Source organism: Deinococcus actinosclerus, assembly GCF_001507665.1.
Classification (GTDB): Bacteria; Deinococcota; Deinococci; order Deinococcales; family Deinococcaceae; genus Deinococcus; species Deinococcus actinosclerus.
This window is the reverse complement of record NZ_CP013910.1, coordinates 219,051-236,158: the sequence shown is the minus strand read 5'-3', so window position 1 is coordinate 236,158 and position 17,108 is coordinate 219,051. Positions and strand designations below refer to the sequence as shown.

Annotated in this window: 17 protein-coding genes and 1 riboswitch; of the genes, 6 read left to right on the top strand and 11 right to left on the bottom strand. The window is 72.1% G+C overall.

From position 1 onward, the window contains the following. Nucleotides 1-12: 12 nt before the first annotated feature. The 6 genes from thiD to thiC form a co-directional block, all read right to left on the bottom strand. Nucleotides 13-783 carry a bifunctional hydroxymethylpyrimidine kinase/phosphomethylpyrimidine kinase gene (thiD, locus tag AUC44_RS01135; protein ID WP_062157019.1) on the bottom strand — a complete coding sequence of 257 codons (771 nt, stop codon included), beginning with the start codon at nucleotides 781-783 and terminating at the stop codon, nucleotides 13-15. Beyond that, nucleotides 780-1,817, bottom strand: coding sequence for an NAD(P)/FAD-dependent oxidoreductase (locus AUC44_RS01130; protein ID WP_082688897.1), 1,038 nt, complete (start codon nucleotides 1,815-1,817; stop codon nucleotides 780-782). Before AUC44_RS01130 ends, thiD begins: the two co-directional genes overlap by 4 nt. Further along, nucleotides 1,814-2,629 (bottom strand): thiazole synthase, encoded by an 816-nt coding sequence (locus AUC44_RS01125; RefSeq protein ID WP_062157018.1) that lies wholly within the window; start codon nucleotides 2,627-2,629, stop codon nucleotides 1,814-1,816. Before AUC44_RS01125 ends, AUC44_RS01130 begins: the two co-directional genes overlap by 4 nt. A 114-nt stretch (nucleotides 2,630-2,743) precedes the next feature. Then, nucleotides 2,744-2,956 (bottom strand): sulfur carrier protein ThiS, encoded by a 213-nt coding sequence (gene thiS, locus AUC44_RS01120; protein WP_231724496.1) that lies wholly within the window; start codon nucleotides 2,954-2,956, stop codon nucleotides 2,744-2,746. Next, a complete protein-coding gene (gene thiE, locus AUC44_RS01115) occupies nucleotides 2,953-3,582 on the bottom strand; it encodes a thiamine phosphate synthase (RefSeq protein WP_062157017.1) in 630 nt (209 codons plus the stop codon). Before thiE ends, thiS begins: the two co-directional genes overlap by 4 nt. Continuing rightward, nucleotides 3,579-5,453, bottom strand: coding sequence for a phosphomethylpyrimidine synthase ThiC (gene thiC, locus AUC44_RS01110; RefSeq protein WP_082689112.1), 1,875 nt, complete (start codon nucleotides 5,451-5,453; stop codon nucleotides 3,579-3,581). Before thiC ends, thiE begins: the two co-directional genes overlap by 4 nt. A 185-nt stretch (nucleotides 5,454-5,638) precedes the next feature. Further along, nucleotides 5,639-5,751, bottom strand: a riboswitch (TPP riboswitch). A 103-nt stretch (nucleotides 5,752-5,854) separates the two neighbouring features. Between thiC and AUC44_RS01105 the strand changes: the two genes are divergently transcribed. Further along, nucleotides 5,855-7,369, top strand: a complete 1,515-nt coding sequence (locus AUC44_RS01105) for a hypothetical protein (RefSeq protein ID WP_062157016.1) — start codon at nucleotides 5,855-5,857, stop codon at nucleotides 7,367-7,369. A 261-nt stretch (nucleotides 7,370-7,630) separates the two neighbouring features. Here AUC44_RS01105 and AUC44_RS01100 read toward each other — a convergent pair whose 3' ends face one another. Continuing rightward, nucleotides 7,631-8,356: an IclR family transcriptional regulator gene (locus AUC44_RS01100; protein WP_062157015.1), complete on the bottom strand. Its 726-nt coding sequence runs from the start codon at nucleotides 8,354-8,356 to the stop codon at nucleotides 7,631-7,633. Between the two features lie 100 nt (nucleotides 8,357-8,456). Between AUC44_RS01100 and AUC44_RS01095 the strand changes: the two genes are divergently transcribed. After that, on the top strand, nucleotides 8,457-8,873 hold the full coding sequence (locus AUC44_RS01095) for a c-type cytochrome (RefSeq protein WP_062157014.1): 417 nt from the start codon (nucleotides 8,457-8,459) through the stop codon (nucleotides 8,871-8,873). 67 nt (nucleotides 8,874-8,940) lie between these two features. On the opposite strand, the gene AUC44_RS01090 is transcribed toward AUC44_RS01095, so the two are convergent. The 3 genes from AUC44_RS01090 to AUC44_RS01080 form a co-directional block, all read right to left on the bottom strand. After that, on the bottom strand, nucleotides 8,941-9,957 hold the full coding sequence (locus AUC44_RS01090; RefSeq protein WP_062159613.1) for a M42 family metallopeptidase: 1,017 nt from the start codon (nucleotides 9,955-9,957) through the stop codon (nucleotides 8,941-8,943). A 2-nt stretch (nucleotides 9,958-9,959) separates the two neighbouring features. Continuing rightward, on the bottom strand, nucleotides 9,960-10,373 hold the full coding sequence (locus tag AUC44_RS01085; RefSeq protein WP_062157013.1) for an isochorismatase family protein: 414 nt from the start codon (nucleotides 10,371-10,373) through the stop codon (nucleotides 9,960-9,962). 79 nt (nucleotides 10,374-10,452) lie between these two features. Next, nucleotides 10,453-11,406, bottom strand: a complete 954-nt coding sequence (locus tag AUC44_RS01080; RefSeq protein ID WP_197408561.1) for an NADP-dependent oxidoreductase — start codon at nucleotides 11,404-11,406, stop codon at nucleotides 10,453-10,455. Nucleotides 11,407-11,584: 178 nt separating this feature from the next. Here AUC44_RS01080 and AUC44_RS01075 point away from each other — a divergent pair, with 178 nt between their 5' ends. After that, nucleotides 11,585-11,938 (top strand): winged helix-turn-helix transcriptional regulator, encoded by a 354-nt coding sequence (locus AUC44_RS01075; RefSeq protein WP_062157012.1) that lies wholly within the window; start codon nucleotides 11,585-11,587, stop codon nucleotides 11,936-11,938. Nucleotides 11,939-11,991: 53 nt separating this feature from the next. Here AUC44_RS01075 and AUC44_RS01070 read toward each other — a convergent pair whose 3' ends face one another. Next, the gene (locus tag AUC44_RS01070; protein ID WP_062157011.1) at nucleotides 11,992-12,786 is read right to left on the bottom strand and encodes an enoyl-ACP reductase FabI; all 795 of its coding nucleotides are present in this window, start codon (nucleotides 12,784-12,786) and stop codon (nucleotides 11,992-11,994) included. Nucleotides 12,787-12,966: 180 nt separating this feature from the next. Here AUC44_RS01070 and pgeF point away from each other — a divergent pair, with 180 nt between their 5' ends. The 3 genes from pgeF (at nucleotide 12,967) to AUC44_RS01055 (ending at nucleotide 17,098) form a co-directional block, all read left to right on the top strand. Continuing rightward, nucleotides 12,967-13,695 (top strand): peptidoglycan editing factor PgeF, encoded by a 729-nt coding sequence (gene pgeF, locus AUC44_RS01065; RefSeq protein WP_231724495.1) that lies wholly within the window; start codon nucleotides 12,967-12,969, stop codon nucleotides 13,693-13,695. Nucleotides 13,696-13,828: 133 nt separating this feature from the next. Continuing rightward, nucleotides 13,829-14,356, top strand: a complete 528-nt coding sequence (locus AUC44_RS01060; protein WP_062157009.1) for a YqeG family HAD IIIA-type phosphatase — start codon at nucleotides 13,829-13,831, stop codon at nucleotides 14,354-14,356. Between the two features lie 63 nt (nucleotides 14,357-14,419). After that, complete coding sequence (locus AUC44_RS01055) at nucleotides 14,420-17,098, top strand: type II/IV secretion system protein (protein WP_062157008.1); 2,679 nt, start codon at nucleotides 14,420-14,422, stop codon at nucleotides 17,096-17,098. The last annotated feature ends 10 nt before the right edge of the window (nucleotides 17,099-17,108 follow it).

Genomic DNA, 17,108 nt, shown 5'->3' with positions numbered 1-17,108 from the left:
ACCTAACGAGCGTTAGGTCGGGTGTGGTCTGGGTTGCAGGGTCAGCCCGGCCGCCCGGTGCCCCAGCGGCCCGTGCCCCCCGCCCAGCCCCGGCGCAGCGCGGATCGCGGCCTGAAGGTAGGCGTGCGCGGCCTGCACCGCGTCCGGCAGGGCCAGACCGCGCGCGAGGTTCGCGGTGATCGCCGCCGACAGTGTGCAGCCGGTGCCGTGCGTGTGCCGGGTGTGCTGCCGCGCCGCGCTCAGCGTGAGGTGGTGCCCGTGGGCGCGCAGCTCGTCGGTGACGGTCTCGCCGGGCGCGTGCCCGCCCTTCAGGAGCAGCGGCGTGGTGTCCGGCACGCCCGCCGCGCGCAGGGCCGCCCATTCGGGGACGTTCGGGGTGACCAGTGTCGCCAGGGGCAGCAGCTCGTCCCGCAGGGCGTGCAGGGCGCGGGCGTCCAGCAGGGCGTCCCCACTCTTGGCGAGCATGACCGGATCGACGACCAGCGGCAGATGGCGGCCCCGCAGGACGTCTGCGACCGCGCGCACCCGCCCCGCGTTCCCCAGCGCACCCGTCTTCACCGCCGCGACCGGGAAATCGTCCAGCACGGCACGCAGCTGCGCCGCGACCAGCTCTGGCGGCAGGGGGTGCGCCGCCTGCACGCCCCGCGTGTTCTGCGCGGTGATCAGCGTCAGGACGCTCGTGCCGTACACGCCGTGCGCCTCGAAGGTCTTCAGGTCCGCCTGGATGCCCGCCCCGCCGCCGGAATCCGAACCCGCGATGGTCAGGGCGACTGGAACGGTCACGCGCTGACACCGGATTCATACGATTCCCGAACGTCCGGGACACCACCGGACGTTCGTCCATCTCCTGAACTCCGGTGGTTGTTGCCTCTCCCTCCGGTCGGGTTCGCCTGCGGCTCACCGCAATTCATCTTCACCCCGCGTTCCGCCAGCGCCAGCACGCGCGCCGCCGTGACCGGGGCGAGGAGCGACCCGTGCCGCCCGTGCCCCGCCGCGACGAGCACCCCCGGCAGGGTGGGGTGCTGGCCGACCAGCGGCCGCCCGTCCGGCGTGACCGGGCGCAGGCCCACGAGGTGCGCGGCGACCTCCGCCCCGTCTGCGCCGGGCACGAGCGTCCGGGCGGCGCCACGCAACCAGCGGGCCGCGTGGGCGTCGGGTGTGGTGGCCCAGGTGTCGCGGCTGGTCGCGCCGACGTACAGGCCGTCCGGGCGGGACAGCGCGTACCGGGAGCAACCCCGCGCGGGCGGGCCATATCGCGCCCCCACATCCTCCGCGCCGCGCAGCAGCAGCGCCTGCCCCTGCTGCGCCCCCACATCCACGCCTAACGCGCCGCTCCACGCGCCCGCCGCGAGGATCACCTGCCCGGCGAACCAGTCGCCCGCGTCCGTCCGCACCCGCACCCCGCCACCCGACGGCACGAGGCCCTGGACCTGCGCGGCCATCACCTCCAGCCCCTGCCGGGCGGCGCGGACCACCGAGGGCGGGTGCAGGCTCCCCTCCCCCGGTGTGCAGGCCACCCCACCGCCGCGCTGCACGCGGGCCACGCCGGGGCGCAAGTGAATGGGCAGCCCAGACCGTTCCAGCTGCGCCGCCAGCGCCGGCCAGCGGCGCAGGCCCTCCAGCGCGTCCGCGTGCAGGGGCGTGCCGCGCAGCCGCTCGCCGTCCGGGGTGAGCAGGCCCGCCGCCGCCCGCCACGCCGCGCCCGGCCGGTCCGCGTCCAGCACCAGCACGTCCGCGCCCGCCCGACGCAGCGTGAACGCCACCAGCGACCCGATCAGGCCGCCGCCCACCACGATCACCTCCCGCGCGCGGTTCACACGGGCACTTCCGGGTCGGGCAGGCGCACCACCCCGCTCGTGGGGCTGCTGGGGCTGGCCTGCGCGCGTTCCGGCATGCGCCCCGCGAGGAACGCCGCGCGGCCCGCCTGCACGCCCAGCGCGAAGGCGTGGGCCATGCCGACCGGGTCGCGCGCCTCGGCAATCGCGGTGTTCACCAGCACGGCGTCCGCGCCGAGTTCCAGTGCCTGCGCCGCGTCGCTCGGGACGCCCAGGCCCGCGTCCACGATGGTGGGCACGCGCGCCCCGTCCAGCACGGTCCGCAGCAGCTCGGGGCTGCGCAGGCCCCGCCCGGAGCCGATGGGGCTCGCCAGGGGCATCACGGCGGCGCACCCCGCGTCCTCCAGCGCGCGGGCCAGCACCGCGTCCGCCTGCACGTACGGCAGCACCGTGAACCCGTCGGCGGCCAGTGCCTCGGCGGCGCGGAGCGTGCCGACCGGGTCGGGCAGGAGGTAGCGGGCGTCGGGGATGACCTCCAGCTTGATCCAGTTCACGCCGGTCGCCACGCGCGCCAGCCGCGCGACCCGCAGGGCCTCGTCGGCGGTGCGGCACCCGGCGGTGTTCGGGAGGAGTTGCAGGGCGTCCCAGTTCAGGGCATCCAGTAAGCCGTCGTGCCCCGGCGCGCGTAGCTCCACGCGGCGGATGGCGACGGTCACGATCTGCGACCCGCTCGCGGCGAGCGCCTCGCGCATCACGCCGAAATCCGTGAACTTGCCCGTACCCGTCATCAGGCGCGAGGTGAAGGTCTTCCCGCCGAGGGTGAGGGGGTCGGGCGTGTGCGGATGCTGCTTCATGACGAACCTCCGGTGAATGGACGCGCAGGTTCTCCATTCCGCAGAACCCGCACCTGTTCCTGCTCGCTCCGCTCGGGGGCAGAGGGTCTGACGACCCACGCTGCCCCGGAACTGTCAGCCCCCCCCGATAACGCGGACGATCTCGATGACATCTCCGGCCTCCAGGGTGCGGTGCGGCGCGCGGGCGCCGGGGTACACGTCGTCGTTCACGCCCACCGCCACGCGCGAGGGGTTCACGTTCAGGTCACGCAGCAGGGCGTGCAGGGTCAGGCCGGGCGTGAGGGGCCGCGCCTCGCCGTTCACGGTCAGGGTGGCGGGGCCGGTCACGCGGGCACCCCCCGCAGCGCCCCCAGCAGGTCAGAGGCCGCCTGCGCGGGGTCGCGGGCGTCCAGCACGGCGCGCACGACCGCCACGCGGGTCGCCCCGGCGGTCAGCACCTCGTGGACGTTCGAGGTGTCGATCCCACCGATGGCGTACCAGGGCAGCGGGGGCTTCAGCGCGGCCACGGCGCGCACGTAGGCCAGTCCGGCGGGCGCGCGGCCCGGTTTGGTGGGCGTGGCGTGCACCGGCCCGGCGGCGATGTACGCAGGGGCCTCGGCCAGCGCGGCATGCGCCTGCGCGGGCGCGTGCGTGCTCAGGCCCAGGCGTAGCCCCGGCGCGAGCCTGCGTGCCCAGGCGGGCGGCAGGTCCCCCTGCCCCAGGTGCACCCCGTCCGCGCCGCACGCGGCGGCCACGTCCACGCGGTCGTTGATGAAGAAGGGCACGCCGCGCGGGCGGGCCAGCGCCGCCACCCGCTCGCCCAGCGCGATGTACGCCCCTGCCTCCCAGTCCTTGCAGCGCAGTTGCAGCGTGTCCACCCCACCGTCCAGCGCAGCCTCAAGGCGCGCCAGGAACTCGGGTTCCGGTTGCCCGGCGCGGGGCGTGGCGACGAGGTACAGGCAGCCGAGGTTCACGCCTCCCCCTCGGGCGCCTGTTCCTGGCGCGGCACGTACACCTCGCCGCCCAGCGCGCGGAACTCGCGGGCCTTCTCCTCCAGTCCGGCCAGCACGTCGGGGGCGCGCAGGTCGTGACTGAGTTTCATGGAGCAGAAGTGCGGGCCGCACATCGAGCAGAAGTGCGCGGTCTTCGCCGCGTCGGCGGGCAGCGTCTCGTCGTGCAGCGCGCGGGCCTTCAGGGGGTCCAGGGACAGGTTGAACTGGTCCTCCCAGCGGAACTCGAACCGGGCTTTACTGAGGGCGTTGTCGCGGGCCTGCGCGCCGGGGTGGCCCTTGGCGAGGTCCGCGGCGTGCGCGGCAATGCGGTACGCGATCACGCCGTCGCGCACGTCCTGCCGGTCCGGGAGGCCCAGGTGCTCCTTGGGCGTGACGTAGCAGAGCATGGCGGTGCCGTACCACGCGATCTGAGCCGCGCCAATCGCGGACGTGATGTGGTCGTAGCCGGGCGCGATGTCGGTCGTGAGTGGCCCCAGCGTGTAGAAAGGCGCCTCCTGGCACACGTCGAGCTGGCGGGTCATGTTCTCGCGGATGAGCTGCATGGGCACGTGGCCGGGGCCCTCGATCATGGTCTGCACGCCGTGGTCCCACGCGACGCGGGTGAGTTCGCCCAGCGTGTCCAGCTCCGCGAACTGCGCGGCGTCGTTCGCGTCCTCGATGCTGCCGGGGCGCAGGCCGTCCCCGAGACTGAAGGTGATGTCGTACGCGGCGAGGATCTCGCAGATGTCCGCGAAGTGCGTATGCAGGAAGTTCTCGCGGTGGTGCGCGAGGCACCACTTGGCGAGGATGCTCCCGCCGCGCGACACGATCCCGGTGCGCCGCCGCGCGGTCAGCGGCAGGTGCGCCAGCCGCACCCCCGCGTGGACGGTCATGTAGTCCACGCCCTGCTCGGCCTGCTCGATCAGCGTGTCGCGGTACACGGCCCAGGTGAGGTCCTCGGCCACGCCCCCGACCTTCTCCAGCGCCTGATAGATCGGCACGGTGCCGACCGGCACGGCGCTGCCGCGCACGATCCACTCGCGGGTGGGGTGGATGTGCCGCCCGGTCGAGAGATCCATGATCGTGTCCGCGCCCCAGCGGGTCGCCCAGATCATCTTCCCGACCTCCTCCTCGATGGAGCTGGTCACGATGCTGGTGCCGAGGTTCGCGTTGATCTTCACGCGGAAGTTCCGCCCGATCACGGTGGGTTCCAGTTCCGGGTGGTTGATGTTCGCGGGGATCACCGCGCGGCCCCGCGCGACCTCCGCCCGGACGAATTCCGGCGTGATCTCGCGCGGGATGGCGGCCCCGAACCCCTGCCCGGTGTGCTGGTGGGTCAGGTCGAAATCCGGGTCCTGCCGCAGCGCCTCGCGCAGGGCGACGAATTCCATCTCCGGGGTGATCTCGCCGCGGCGCGCCGCCTGCAGCTGCGTGATCCCCGCACCGGGGCGGGCGCGGCGGGGGCGGGGCACGCGCGGGAACGGCAGCGGGCCGCTGACGTCCAGCGCGGGGTGGTGCCGCTCCTGCGCCAGTGCCAGCCGGGTGTCCCCGGCCAGCCAGGGCCGCGCGTGGCCCAGCCCGGCGCGCAGGTCCACGCTCAGGCGGGCGTCCGTGTACGGCCCGCTGGTGTCCGGCACGAGGACCGCCGGGTTCGGGACCGTGCGGGTCAGGTCGCCCACGCGCTCCAGGGTCGGCGACTGCCGGATGCGCCGCGCGGGCACCCGCACCCCTGCATGAATGGTGCCGGTCAGGTACACCTTCTCGCTGTTCGGGAACGGCGCGGTCAGCTCCGGGTCGAGGATCGTCAGGGCTTCGGTCGCGGGGTCGGTCGGGGGTGGGGTCAGGGTGGTCATGAACACTCCAGAGAAATGGGAACAGGACGGGGCCGCCGGGCACCCATGCGGGCGTCCGGATGTGGGGGCTGCCGTCAGCCGGGCAGCCCGTCAGGGCAGATCAGGTCGGGGCCTTTCAGGTCAGTGGATTCGCAACAACAAAACGCCCCCCTCACGCGTCGGAGGGGGGCGAAACACGACAACTGCTTCGGCACCCGTCACGCTCCCTCCGCTGGTGTGAACCAGATCAGGTTCCTAGGGTTGAACACGGTGTTCTCTCAGCCGACGCCCTTGACGGTCGGCACCCCTGGTGACTGTGCGGCGAGTGTACACCCCGCCGCCCGGGCGTGGAAGCCGGGGTGGTTTCACACGTCCAGACCGGGGAAGATGAGGGCGCACGCTCTCACGTTCCGGAGGTTTCCATGAACCGCGCCCTGCTGCTCCTGTTCCTGCCCACCCTGCTGCTGAGTGCGCCTGCCCGCGCGCAGGCGGCCCAGACCACCAAGACGACCCTGAGCACCTGCGGGGCGTACACCGTGAAGACCGTGGAGAACGGCTTCGACGACCCGCCGGACCGCGTGACCCTGTCGCGGGCGGGCGTGACGTACGCGACCGTCTCGGACACGATGGTCAGTGTGGACTGGTGCCGGGACGTGACGGGGGACGGCGTGCCGGAGGTGCTGCTGGCGGGCTTCTCGGGCGGCGCGCACTGCTGCTTCACGCATCACCTGTACTCGCTGACCTCGCCGCCCCGCAAGCTCCTGACGGCGTTCAGCGCGCACAGCGACACGCTGGAGGCGCGGCAGCTGGACGGGCGGGGGCCGCTGGAACTGGTCGGGTCGGACTGGCGCTTCGCGTACGGGTACGGCATGAGTTTCGCGGAGAGTGCGCCGCTGCCGGTGGTGTACTCGCTGCTGCCCACGCCGGGCGGCGCGCGGTTCGTGGAGAACACGCGGGCCTTTCCGGGGTTCATGCAGACCTTCGCCGCGCGCATGAACAGCGGCGACGTGTTCAGTGGGGGCGTGCTGGTGGCGTACGCCACGCGGGTGCTCACGCAGGGCGCGGCCGCTGCGGACGCGTGGGCGCAGGGGCAGCCGCAGCCGTGCCGGGCGTGGCTGGCGAACTACGGCCCGGATGTGGGGCAGGACCTGTCGGATGTCGGCATGTGGGACTGGCCCACGCGGGCCGGGGTGAACGCGGACGCGGGGCGGGGCGGGATCGGCGGGGCGTTCCTCACGCCGGGCACGCGGGCGTACCTGGCGCAGGTGATCGGCACGGACGCGGCGACGCTGCGCCTGTACCGCGCGCAGGGGACCGAGGTGGTGGCGGGGCCCGTCCTGCTGTCGGTGCCGGTGACCCGTGACGGGTACGGCGAGCCGGTCGTGCCGGTGTGGCCCCAGGTGACGGTGCGCCGCGCGTCGGGCCGGGACGACGCGCTGCTGCGGGATACGCGCAGCGGCAGCGTGCGCTACCTGCCGGTGCGCGTGTCGGCGCAGGGCATGGCGGAACTGAAGGACGACGCGCTGGGCGTCACCGCGCGCCTGCTGGGGGACCTGAGCGCCGTGGCGGAGCACGTGGCAGCGCAGTTCCGGGACGTGAAACGCACGCCCGAGCAGCAGGCCGAGGTGAAGCGGCGCGTGCAGGCGGCCGTGAGCCGCGCGCAGCCATGGCTGGCAGGCTGGAAGGGCCAGGAGCCGTTCGCGCTGGAGCGGCTGGGGAACTTCACGTTCAGCTCCGTGCGGCTGCTGACGGACACGCCCACGCGGGCGCAGGCGGTCATGACGACCACGGTGGGCTTCACGGACACGAAGACGGACAGCGAGTACGTGAACGGCGAGCGCTTCACGATGATCGTGAACCTCGCGCGCGGCGCGCAGGGCTGGGCCGTGACGGACTGGACGCTGGTGCCCCGCACGGGCGAACTGACCGAGGAGTGAGACGGACTCCGGTTGAATGGCCTGCAAAGCCGTTCATACGGAATGAAATTGACTTGCTTCTAATGTGGTCACGTTCCGTTGTCCCCTCTCCCCCTGTGGGATAGGGAGGGACTCGAAGAGCTGCGCAGCTGAGAAGCGAAGCGACGGAAGGGTGAGGGGGCCACCAGGCGACTCCAAGTGACTTGGAATCACTTGAATCCCGTATGAACAGCGCGCCGCCCGGAAGTCAGTGCCGGGCGGCGCGCTGGGTCGGCGGGCGGGTTACGGGAGGGCTTCGGCCTCGCGGACGATCTGCACGACGCGCTCGCGGATGTGACGTTCCTCGCGCAGGTAGCGCTGGGCGCTCATCTGCACGCCGATGGCGGCCACGACGGTGTCAGTGTCGCCGTGCGCGGTGTGCAGCGCGTGGTAGGGCACGCCCAGGGTGCACTGGCCGGGCACCCATTCCTCGATGGAGTACGCGTACCCGAGGCGTTTGACCTTGGCGACCTCGGTGCGCCACTCGTCCAGGCTGGTGATGGAGCTGGGCGTGCAGGCGGCGAAGGTGCGGGGGGTCATGTCGGCGTGGGCGTAGAGGATCTTGCCGCTGGCGGTGGCGGTGGCGGGCAGGTAGATGTCCAGCGGCAGGTCGATGTCGGCGTCGGGGTGGCGTTCGCGGATGGCGGCGACGACCTCGTCGCCTTCGAGGATGCACAGGAAGGCCACGGCGCGGACGTCCAGCGCGAGGCGGGTGATCAGGGCGCGGGCCTCCTGGAACCACGGCAGCGAGGAGGTGAGCTGGGCGCCCATCTCGGCGATGTGCCAGGACAGGCGGTACTTGCCGGCGGGGGTGCGGCGCAGGAATCCGGCCTCGGTCAGCCCGGCGAGGTAGGCGTGGGCGGTGGCACGCGGCACACCCAGGTGCGCGGCGAGCGCACGGACGCCCCATTCGGGCTGTTCGGCGCTGAATGCGCCCAGGATGTTGGCCGCCTTCTGAAGAGAGAGCACCTGTCCAGCCTACAGGGACGAGCCCGGATTGTATACATCTGGTTCGACCACTGTACCCGGTTCACCCGCCCCCGGGCCGCGCGCCGCTAGAGTGCCGGGCGTGCGCCGCGCCCCTGCCCTGCTCCTGCTGCCCCTCCTGGCCTCCCTGAGTGCGGTGGCCGCCGGGACCCCCTCCCCCACCACGCCGCCTGCCGCCCCCACGCCCGCGCAGGCCGGGCAGCTTCAGCGCGGCGAGACCACCTACTTCCTGGCCTGCGCGATCTGCCACGGCGACCGCCTGGAGGGCGTCAGCGCCCCCGAACTGGGCGGCGGGGACTTCCGCGCGCTGTACCGCGCCCTGCCGCCCCGCGCGCTGCACGACCTGATCCGCGACACCATGCCGTACGACCGCCGGGGCACCCTCAGCCCGCAGGAGGTGCTGGACGTCACCGCTTACCTGCTACGTGAAAACGACCTGCCGCTGCCCGAGGGGGCACTGAGCGCCGACACGCTCGACCACGTCACGCCGACGCCCTGACCGGCAGCGCCACGACCGGCCGGCGGACCCGGGCTGTCTGCACCCAGCCCCATGCCCGCCGCGCCGTCTACTGCCGCAGGTAGGCCAGCATCAGTTCGCCCGTGGCGCGCAGCGCGTCGGTGTGCGTGCGCTCGTAGGCGTGGCTGGCGTCCACGCCCGGCCCGATCAGCGCGACCGGGTAGTCCCCGCCCGCGCGCCACGCGGCCGTACCGTCCGAGGCGTAGTAGGGGTAGATGTCCACCCGCAGGTCCAGGCCCGCCGTGCGGGCGGCGGCGCGCAGGCGGTTGCCCAGCGCGTGGTCGTACGGCCCGCCGCCGTCCGCGACGCACAGCGAGACGCAGTGTTCGCTGCTCGTCTGCCCGTCCCCCACCGCCGCCATGTCCACCGCGATCAGCGCGTCGGTGTGGGCGGGGATGCCGGTGGCGGCGCCGTGCCCGACCTCCTCGTAGGTGGTCACGTGGAAGGACGCGGTGACCGGCGCGGGGGCCGCGAGCAGTTCACGCGTGACGGCCAGGAACACCGCGACCGCCGCCTTGTTGTCGAGGTGGCGGGCCTTCACGTACCCGCTCGCGGTCACGCGGGGGCGCGCGTCGAAACTCACGAAGTCCCCCTCCTGCACGCCGAGCGCGCGGACGTCCCCGGCGCTGAAGACCGTCTCGTCCAGGCGGACCTCCATGACGGCCGCCTCGCGCTTCAGTTCCCGCAGGGCCACGCCGTGCACGTGGGTGCTCTGGCGGACGTTCACGACCGTGCCGGTCAGGGTGCGCCCCGCCTGGGTGTGCACGAGGACGTCCTCGCCCTCCACGGTCGCCCAGTCGTAGCCGCCCAGCGGCCACAGTTGCAGCCGCCCGCTGTGCTTGATGGTCTTGACCATCGCGCCCAGGGTGTCCACGTGCCCGCTGAACGTCACGTGCCCCGCGCCGGTGCCCGCGACCTCCCAGGTCAGGGCGCCCTTGCGGGTCCGCTGCGACGCCACGCCCAGCGCCTGCAGCTCCTGCTCCAGCAGCGCCACCGCCGCCTCGGTGAAGCCGGTGGGACTGGGCGTGGCGAGCAGGCGCACGAGGACGTCCAGCGTGGCGTCCAGGTTCACGCGGGCACCTCCAGCGACTCGATCCGGAAGCCCTGCGCCTCGGCGGAGGCCAGCGTGGCGTCCAGCGCGGGCGTGCCGCTCAGGGCCAGCAGGTGCAGGCTCTGCACGGCGCGGGCGTGCAGCTGCGCGGCCAGCTCACTGCCCGCGAACGCGTCGGGCAGCTCGGCGCGCACGAGCACGTCGCCCTGCTCGGCGCGGAAGTCCGGGTGCAGCGTCCAGTCCTTCGAGAAGGTGTCCCACCCGGCGCCGTGCGGGGCGTCCCACTGCACGAACGCCACCACCCAGCCCTGCGCGCGGGCCTCCGCGACGTGGTGCGCCCAGTCGCGCGCCACCGACCGCTCGTCGGGCCGGTCGTCCAGATCGTGACGCTGCGCGTTCAGGAGCAGCAGGGCGTGCGCGGAAAGGGTCATGCCGCCCAGGATAGCGGCCCCGCGCCCGCCAGGACGGCATGACCGCTGACGGTCTCAGCCGTCCTGCACCCCCTCAGGCTCAGGGGACGGTCAGGACCAGCTTGCCGACCGTGCGTCCGGTTTCCTGCGCGCGGTGGGCGTCCGCGACCTGCGCCAGCGGGAAGGTGCGGCTCACGTGCGAGCGCAACCGTCCGGCCTCCACCAGTTTCACCAGGGTGTTCAGCCCCGCGCGCGACGGGTACACGAGAATGCGCGCCGCGTGCACGCCCAGCGCCTGCGCCCGCGCGGCGTCGGGCTGCGCGGCGATGCACACCAGCCACCCGCCGGGCCGCAGCACCTCCAGCGAGCGCGTGGCGGTGTCGCCGCCCACGGTGTCCAGCACGGCGTCCAGGCCCTGCACCTGCTCCTCGAAGGGCCGGGCGCGGTAGTCGATGACCTCGTCGGCGCCCAGGGACCGCACGAAGTCCATGTTGTGGGCGGACGCGGTGGCGATCACGTGCGCGCCGCGCGCGCGGGCCAGCTGCACCGCGTAGTGCCCGACCCCCCCGGCCCCGGCGTGAATCAGGATCCGCTGCCCGGCCCGCAGGTTCATCTTCTCCAGCGCCTGCTCGGCGGTCAGGGCGGCCAGGGTCATGGCGGCGGCGTCCGTGTGGCTCAGCTCGGCGGGCTTGATGGTGATGTCCCCGGCGCGGGCCAGGACGTACTCGGCGTACGCGCCGGGCTGCTCGGGGAAGGCCAGCATGCCGAACACCTCGTCGCCCACGGCAAACTCGTTCACGAAGGGCCCCACAGCCACCACCTCGCCGGACACGTCCCAGCCCAGCACGGCCGGCAGCGTGGGCAGCGGGCCGTTCCGGCGCACCTTGGTGTCCACCGGGTTGATGCTCACGGCCCGCACGCGCACGAGCACCTCGCCCAGGCCGGGCGTGGGGACGGGGCGGGTCGCGGGGCGCAGCACCTCGGGCCCGCCGGGCTGCGCGAGTTCGATCACGGTCATGGTCCCGGGAAGGGACAGGGGTTCGGTCAGGGACATGGGGACTCCTGCGGCGGACCTGTCAGGGCGCCCGCCGGTCTGAACTGGGAGGTTGGGGCAGGCGGGCGGCTCCCCCCTGCGGTGCCTCCAGTGTGCCAGGGTACCCACGACTTTCCAAGTACGTACAGTAAAGGTAGGTACGCACATTCTGGGAACCGTGAAGGCCTATCCTGACCGCATGACCGCGCCCGCGCCACACCCCTCCCCCACCGAGGCGCCCCCCACCTGCGCGGTCACCACCACCGTGTCCGTGATCGGTGGGAAGTGGAAGGCCGTGGCGGTGTACCACCTGCTCGGCGGGCCGCGCCGCTTCTCGGACCTCCAGCGGCGCATGCCGGGCGTCACGCAGCGCATGCTGACCCTGCAACTGCGCGAACTCGAAGCCGACGGCCTCGTGCACCGCGAGGTCTACCCGCAGGTCCCGCCGAAAGTGGAGTACTCGCTGACCCCGCTGGGTCAGACGCTGGAACCCATCGTGCGCGCCATGCTCGCCTGGGGCGAAACGTACCGCCAGCGGGACCAGGGCGCCTGAACGGACTGAGGGCCGACCTCCACACCGCAAGGCCGGCCCTCAGGGGGCGGCGCTCAGCTCGGCTGTTCGATCTTCATGGCCATGATGCTGGACCCGGCGTCCACGTACACGGTCTGTCCGGTCACGCCGCTGCCCAGGTCGCTGAGGAGGAACAGGGCCAGCTTGCCGACTTCCTCGGGGGTGGCGTTGCGGCCCAGCGGGGCGGCCTCGGCGGCCTTCTCGAACATGCTGCCGAAGCCGGGGATGCTGCGCGCGGCGATGGTGCGCATGGGGCCGGCGCTGATGGTGTTCACGCGCACGCCGGCGGCGCCCATCTCGCTAGCGAGGTAGCGGGTGGTGGCCTCCAGCGCGGCCTTGGCGACGCCCATGACGTTGTACTTGGGCACGACCTTCTGCGAGGCGTGGTACGTGAGGCTCACGATGCTCGCGCCGGGACGCAGCAGGGGCTCGGCGTGGCGGGCGGTGGACACCAGCGTGTACGCGCTGACGTTCAGGGCGGTGTTCCAGTCGGCCTCGGTGGTGTCCAGGAAGCGGCCGTCCATGGCGGTGCGCGGCGCGAACGCGATGGAGTGGATCAGGTAGTCCAGGTGCCCGAACTCTTCCTTGACGCGGGCGAACAGGGCGCTCAGGTCTGCTTCGCTGGTCGCGTCGGCCTGCTGGGCCCACACGCCCTCTTTGCCGGTCAGGAGCTTGTCGAGTTCGCTCTTCAGGCGCTCGCCCTGGTAGGAGAAGCCCACGCGGCACCCGGCCGCGAGGAGCTGCTCGGCGATGGCCCAGCCGAGGCTGCGGGCGTTCGCGACGCCCATCACCAGGGCGGTCTTGTCACTCAGGTCAATCTGCACCGTCATGCGGGGGACTCTAGCAACCCTGCCGCCCGCCGCGCTGATGCGGGTGCAAAAACGTGCGGGGGTCCGGCCCCCCGCTAGAGCCCGGTTTCGGGCCGCTGAGGCGAATCTCGGCCTCTTCACAGCGTCGCAGCGCGAAAAAGCGTCAGAATCCGGTGAGAGATGACACGCGATACTGGGCTGATGTTGCTTCACGCGCCGCACCTGAGCGCGCCGCACGCGTTCACCACGCGTCGGGGTGGCGTTTCGGGCGGCCCCTACGCGGGATTGAATCTCGACGACCGTGAGGACGATCCGCAGGCGGTCGCCGAGAACCGCGCGCGGCTGACCGGGGCGCTGGGCTTCACGCCCGCGCAGGTGGCCCGGCTGACCCAGGTGCACGGGACCGACGTGGTGACCGTGACCGGCGGCGGCCACTGGACCGGGGACGCGCTGGTGACCGGGCAGGCGGGCGTGCTGCTCGCTATCGGCACCGCCGACTGCTACCCCCTGCTGCTCGAGGATCCGGAGGCGGGGGTGCTGGGCGCCGCGCACGCCGGGTGGAAGGGCACGCTGGGCCGCATCGGCGCGCGCACCGTGGCGGCCATGACCGCGCTGGGCGCCCGCCCGGAGCGGATCCGCGCGGCGGTGGGGCCCGGCATCTGCGCCGCCGCGTACCCGGTGGGTCAGGGCGTCGCGGACGCCTTCACGGAGGCCGGTCTGGGCGCGTTCGTGCAGCCCGGCGCGGACGGCCCGCACCTGGAACTCGCCGGGGCGAACCGCGCCGCGCTGCTGGAGGCGGGGGTGCCGGAGGCGGGAGTGTGGGTCAGCGGGCGCTGCTCCACCGAAGGCGACTTCTACTCGTTCCGGCGCGACGCGGGCGTCACCGGGCGCATGTGGGCCGTGATCGGCCGCCCTGGCAGGGCCGCGTGATCCGGACCCCATCTGGTTCGTTCACCACCCGGAACCCCACCGGGTTGCTCACTCCACGCCCGGAGTCCGTTCTGCTCCTTCTCGCCTCCGCTCGGATGGAACGGTTCTGGCAAACCATTCCACCGGAGTCCATATGAGCCGCCCCGCCCCCTCCCGCAGCCTGCTGCGCCCGGCGGACGTGATCGACCACGTCACGCACATCACGCCGGAATTCCTGGCCGACCGGGGCCTCCACGGCCTGCTGCTGGACCTCGACAACACCCTGGTGCCGTACGGCAGCTACGACGAGGCGGGGGTCGCCCAGACCCTGACGTGGGTGCGGGATCTGAAACTCTGCGGGGTGGGCCTGTACCTCCTGAGCAACGCGACCGGGCAGCGGGCCGCGTTCTGGCTGGACAAACTGGAATTCCAGGGCGTGGGGCTGGCCGGGAAACCCAACCCACGCGCCTTCCGCAAGGCCCTGCGCGCGCTGAACCTGCCGCCCGCGCAGGTGGGTATGGTGGGCGACCAGCTGTTCACGGACGTGCTGGGCGGCAACCTGAGCGGCATGCACACCATCCTGGTGCGGCCGCTGGTCACGAACGCCCTGCCGCACACGCGGGTGGCCCGCCGGCTGGAACGCGCGGTCCTGAAACGCTACGGGCACGACTGGCACCCCTGATGCACCCTCACCTGTTCCCTCACTGTCCTCCCCATTTCCCTCACGCAAGGAGACTGAAACGCTATGGCTCTTTCCATCGGTGACCGGCGCCTGGGCGCCATCCTGCTCGAACAGGGGTACGTGAACGACACGGACCTGCAAAAAGCCCTCGTCCGTCACGCCGAGGTCGGCGGCCGACTCGCGGAGATCCTGATCGACTCCGGCCTGGTGGGCGAGAAACGCATCGCGCGCGCCATCGAGGAGGCGCTAGGCATCCCGCTCGTGAACCTGCTGGTCGTGAATCCCGAACCCGGCGCGCTGCAGGCCGTGCGGGCGCAGACGGCCCTGCAACACCAGGCGTTCCCGTTCGCGCTGGACGGGCAGACGCTGCGCGTGGCGATCGTCGATCCGCTCTCGAGCATGGCGATCGAGGCGCTGGAGGACGACAGCGGCCTGAACATCGAGGTGTATCAGGCGCTGCGTGACCAGATCATGTGGGCCATCGCCACGTACTACCCCGAACTGCATCTGACGGCCGAGCTGCCCAGCGAGGCCGAGGGCGGCCCGGCGGGCGGGATGCTGGGGCAGCGCCTGATCGGGCGCGGCCTGATCACCGACGCGCAGCTGCAGGTGGCGCTCGACGCGCAGCAGCAGACCGGCGAGCCGCTGGGCAGCACCCTGATCGCGCAGCGGATCATCAGTGAGGATCAGCTGTACGAGGTGCTGGCCGAGCAGACCAACGCGGTGTTCCTGCGCAACCCGCGGGATTTCCAGCCCAGCGAGGACGTGCTGGGCAGCATGCTGCGCGCCGACGCGCTGCGCCTGACGGCGGTACCGGTGGATGAAACCGATCACGGCGTGACCGTGGTTGCCAGCGACCCCCGCAAACGCGAGGACATCGAGGCGCTGGTGGGCCGCCCCGTACAGATCGTGCTGGCCAAACCGCGCGACATCGAGACGCTGATCGAGCGCTTCTACCCGCAGCGTGGGCGGCTGGGCGAGCAGATGGTGCAGCAGGGCACCCTGTCGCGCGAGCAGCTGCGCGAGGCGCTGCAGGTGCAGGCCCGCGAGGGCCGCGTCAAGCCGCTGGGCGAGGTCATCGTGGAGCTGGGCTTCGCGGCCGCGGACGAGATCGACAGCGCCCTGCAGAAACAGAACTCCGGGGGCGGACGCCTGGAAGACACGCTGGTGCAGTCCGGGAAACTCAGCCCGGAGATGCTGGCGCGCTCCCTGGCCGCGCAGCTCGGCTACGAGTTCCTGGACCCGGTTCAGAACCCACCGGACAACAAGGTCGCGCTGATGATCCCCGAGACGACCGCCCGCCGCTACGGCGTGGTCCCGGTCCGGTTGCAGGGCGAATCGCTGGTCGTGGCGATGAAGGACCCGCGCAACGTGTTCGCGCTGGACGACCTGAAGCTGATCACCGGGCGCGAGATCATCCCGGCGGTCATGGCGGAAAAGGACATCACCCGCCTGATCGAGCGGTACTTCGGCAGCAAGGACATGGCGAACCTGAACCAGCAGCTCGCCAAGGAGAGCAAGGAGCGCGAGAACGCCAACAAGCGCCAGGACGCCGAGGACCTGTCGGCCGGGCTGGACGACAACGCCGTGGTGCGCGTGGTGGACAACATCATCCGCGAGGCGGCCCTCCAGGAGGCCAGCGACATCCACGTCGAGCCGACCGAGACGGCCCTGAAGGTGCGCTACCGGGTCGACGGCATCCTGCGCGAGCAGAACGAGCTGCCCAAGGGCAGTTCGCAGAGCATCCTGGCGCGCATCAAGATCATGGGGCACCTGGATATCAGCGAGCGCCGCATCCCCCAGGACGGCCGCATCCGCTTCAAGAAGGGCAGCATCGACCTCGACCTGCGACTCTCCACGCTGCCCACCGTGTACGGCGAGAAGGCTGTGATGCGTCTGCTGCAGAAGGCCAGCAACATCCCCGAGGTCGAGCAGCTGGGCTTTTCCGAGCACAACTACCAGCGTTACCTGGACACCATCCACAAGCCCAACGGCATCTTCCTGGTGACCGGCCCCACCGGCTCGGGGAAATCCTTCACGTCGTTCTCGACCCTCAAGCGCATCGCGGTGCCCGAGAAGAACACCACCACCATCGAGGACCCGGTCGAATACGAGATTCCGGGCATCATCCAGTCGCAGGTGAACAACGCCGCAGGCATGACCTTCGCCCGCGCGCTGCGCGCCTTCCTGCGCCAGGACCCGGACATCATCTTCGTGGGCGAGATCCGCGACACCGAGACCGCCAAAATCGCCGTGGAGGCCGCGCTGACCGGTCACCTCGTGCTGGCTACGCTGCACACCAACGACGCGCCGGGCGCCATCGTGCGTCTGGAGGAGATGGGCGTCGAGCACTTCAACATCGGCGCGGCCGTGGTGGGCGTGGTCGCGCAGCGACTCGTGCGCAAGGTCTGCCCGGACTGCAGGGCCCCCACGAACGCCGACCCGGACGTCCTGCGCCGCCTCGGCATCACCGAGCGGGACCTGCGCGGCGCGCAGCTCATGCGCGGCGCGGGCTGCAACCGCTGCGGCGGCACCGGCTACAAGGGCCGCATGGGCATCCACGAGCTGATGGTGATCGACGAGGCGCTGCGCGTCGCCATCGGCTCCGGGAAGAACGCCACCGAGATCACCGAGGTCGCCGTCAACCAGAGTGGCATGAAGACCCTGCGGCAGGACGGCATCGAGAAGGCACTCAAGGGGATCACCACCCTGGAAGAGGTCCTGGCCGTCACCAGCAAGTAACCCTGACGCC

Coding starts and splice junctions, on each gene's coding strand:
- AUC44_RS01125 (WP_062157018.1), bottom strand. CDS start 2,629: ATGAAGCAGCATCCGCACACGCCCGACCCCCTCACCCTCGGCGGGAAG.
- thiC (WP_082689112.1), bottom strand. CDS start 5,453: ATGACCACCCTGACCCCACCCCCGACCGACCCCGCGACCGAAGCCCTG.
- AUC44_RS01105 (WP_062157016.1), top strand. CDS start 5,855: ATGAACCGCGCCCTGCTGCTCCTGTTCCTGCCCACCCTGCTGCTGAGT.
- AUC44_RS01085 (WP_062157013.1), bottom strand. CDS start 10,373: ATGACCCTTTCCGCGCACGCCCTGCTGCTCCTGAACGCGCAGCGTCAC.
- AUC44_RS01080 (WP_197408561.1), bottom strand. CDS start 11,406: ATGTCCCTGACCGAACCCCTGTCCCTTCCCGGGACCATGACCGTGATC.
- AUC44_RS01075 (WP_062157012.1), top strand. CDS start 11,585: ATGACCGCGCCCGCGCCACACCCCTCCCCCACCGAGGCGCCCCCCACC.
- AUC44_RS01070 (WP_062157011.1), bottom strand. CDS start 12,786: ATGACGGTGCAGATTGACCTGAGTGACAAGACCGCCCTGGTGATGGGC.
- pgeF (WP_231724495.1), top strand. CDS start 12,967: ATGTTGCTTCACGCGCCGCACCTGAGCGCGCCGCACGCGTTCACCACG.
- AUC44_RS01060 (WP_062157009.1), top strand. CDS start 13,829: ATGAGCCGCCCCGCCCCCTCCCGCAGCCTGCTGCGCCCGGCGGACGTG.
- AUC44_RS01055 (WP_062157008.1), top strand. CDS start 14,420: ATGGCTCTTTCCATCGGTGACCGGCGCCTGGGCGCCATCCTGCTCGAA.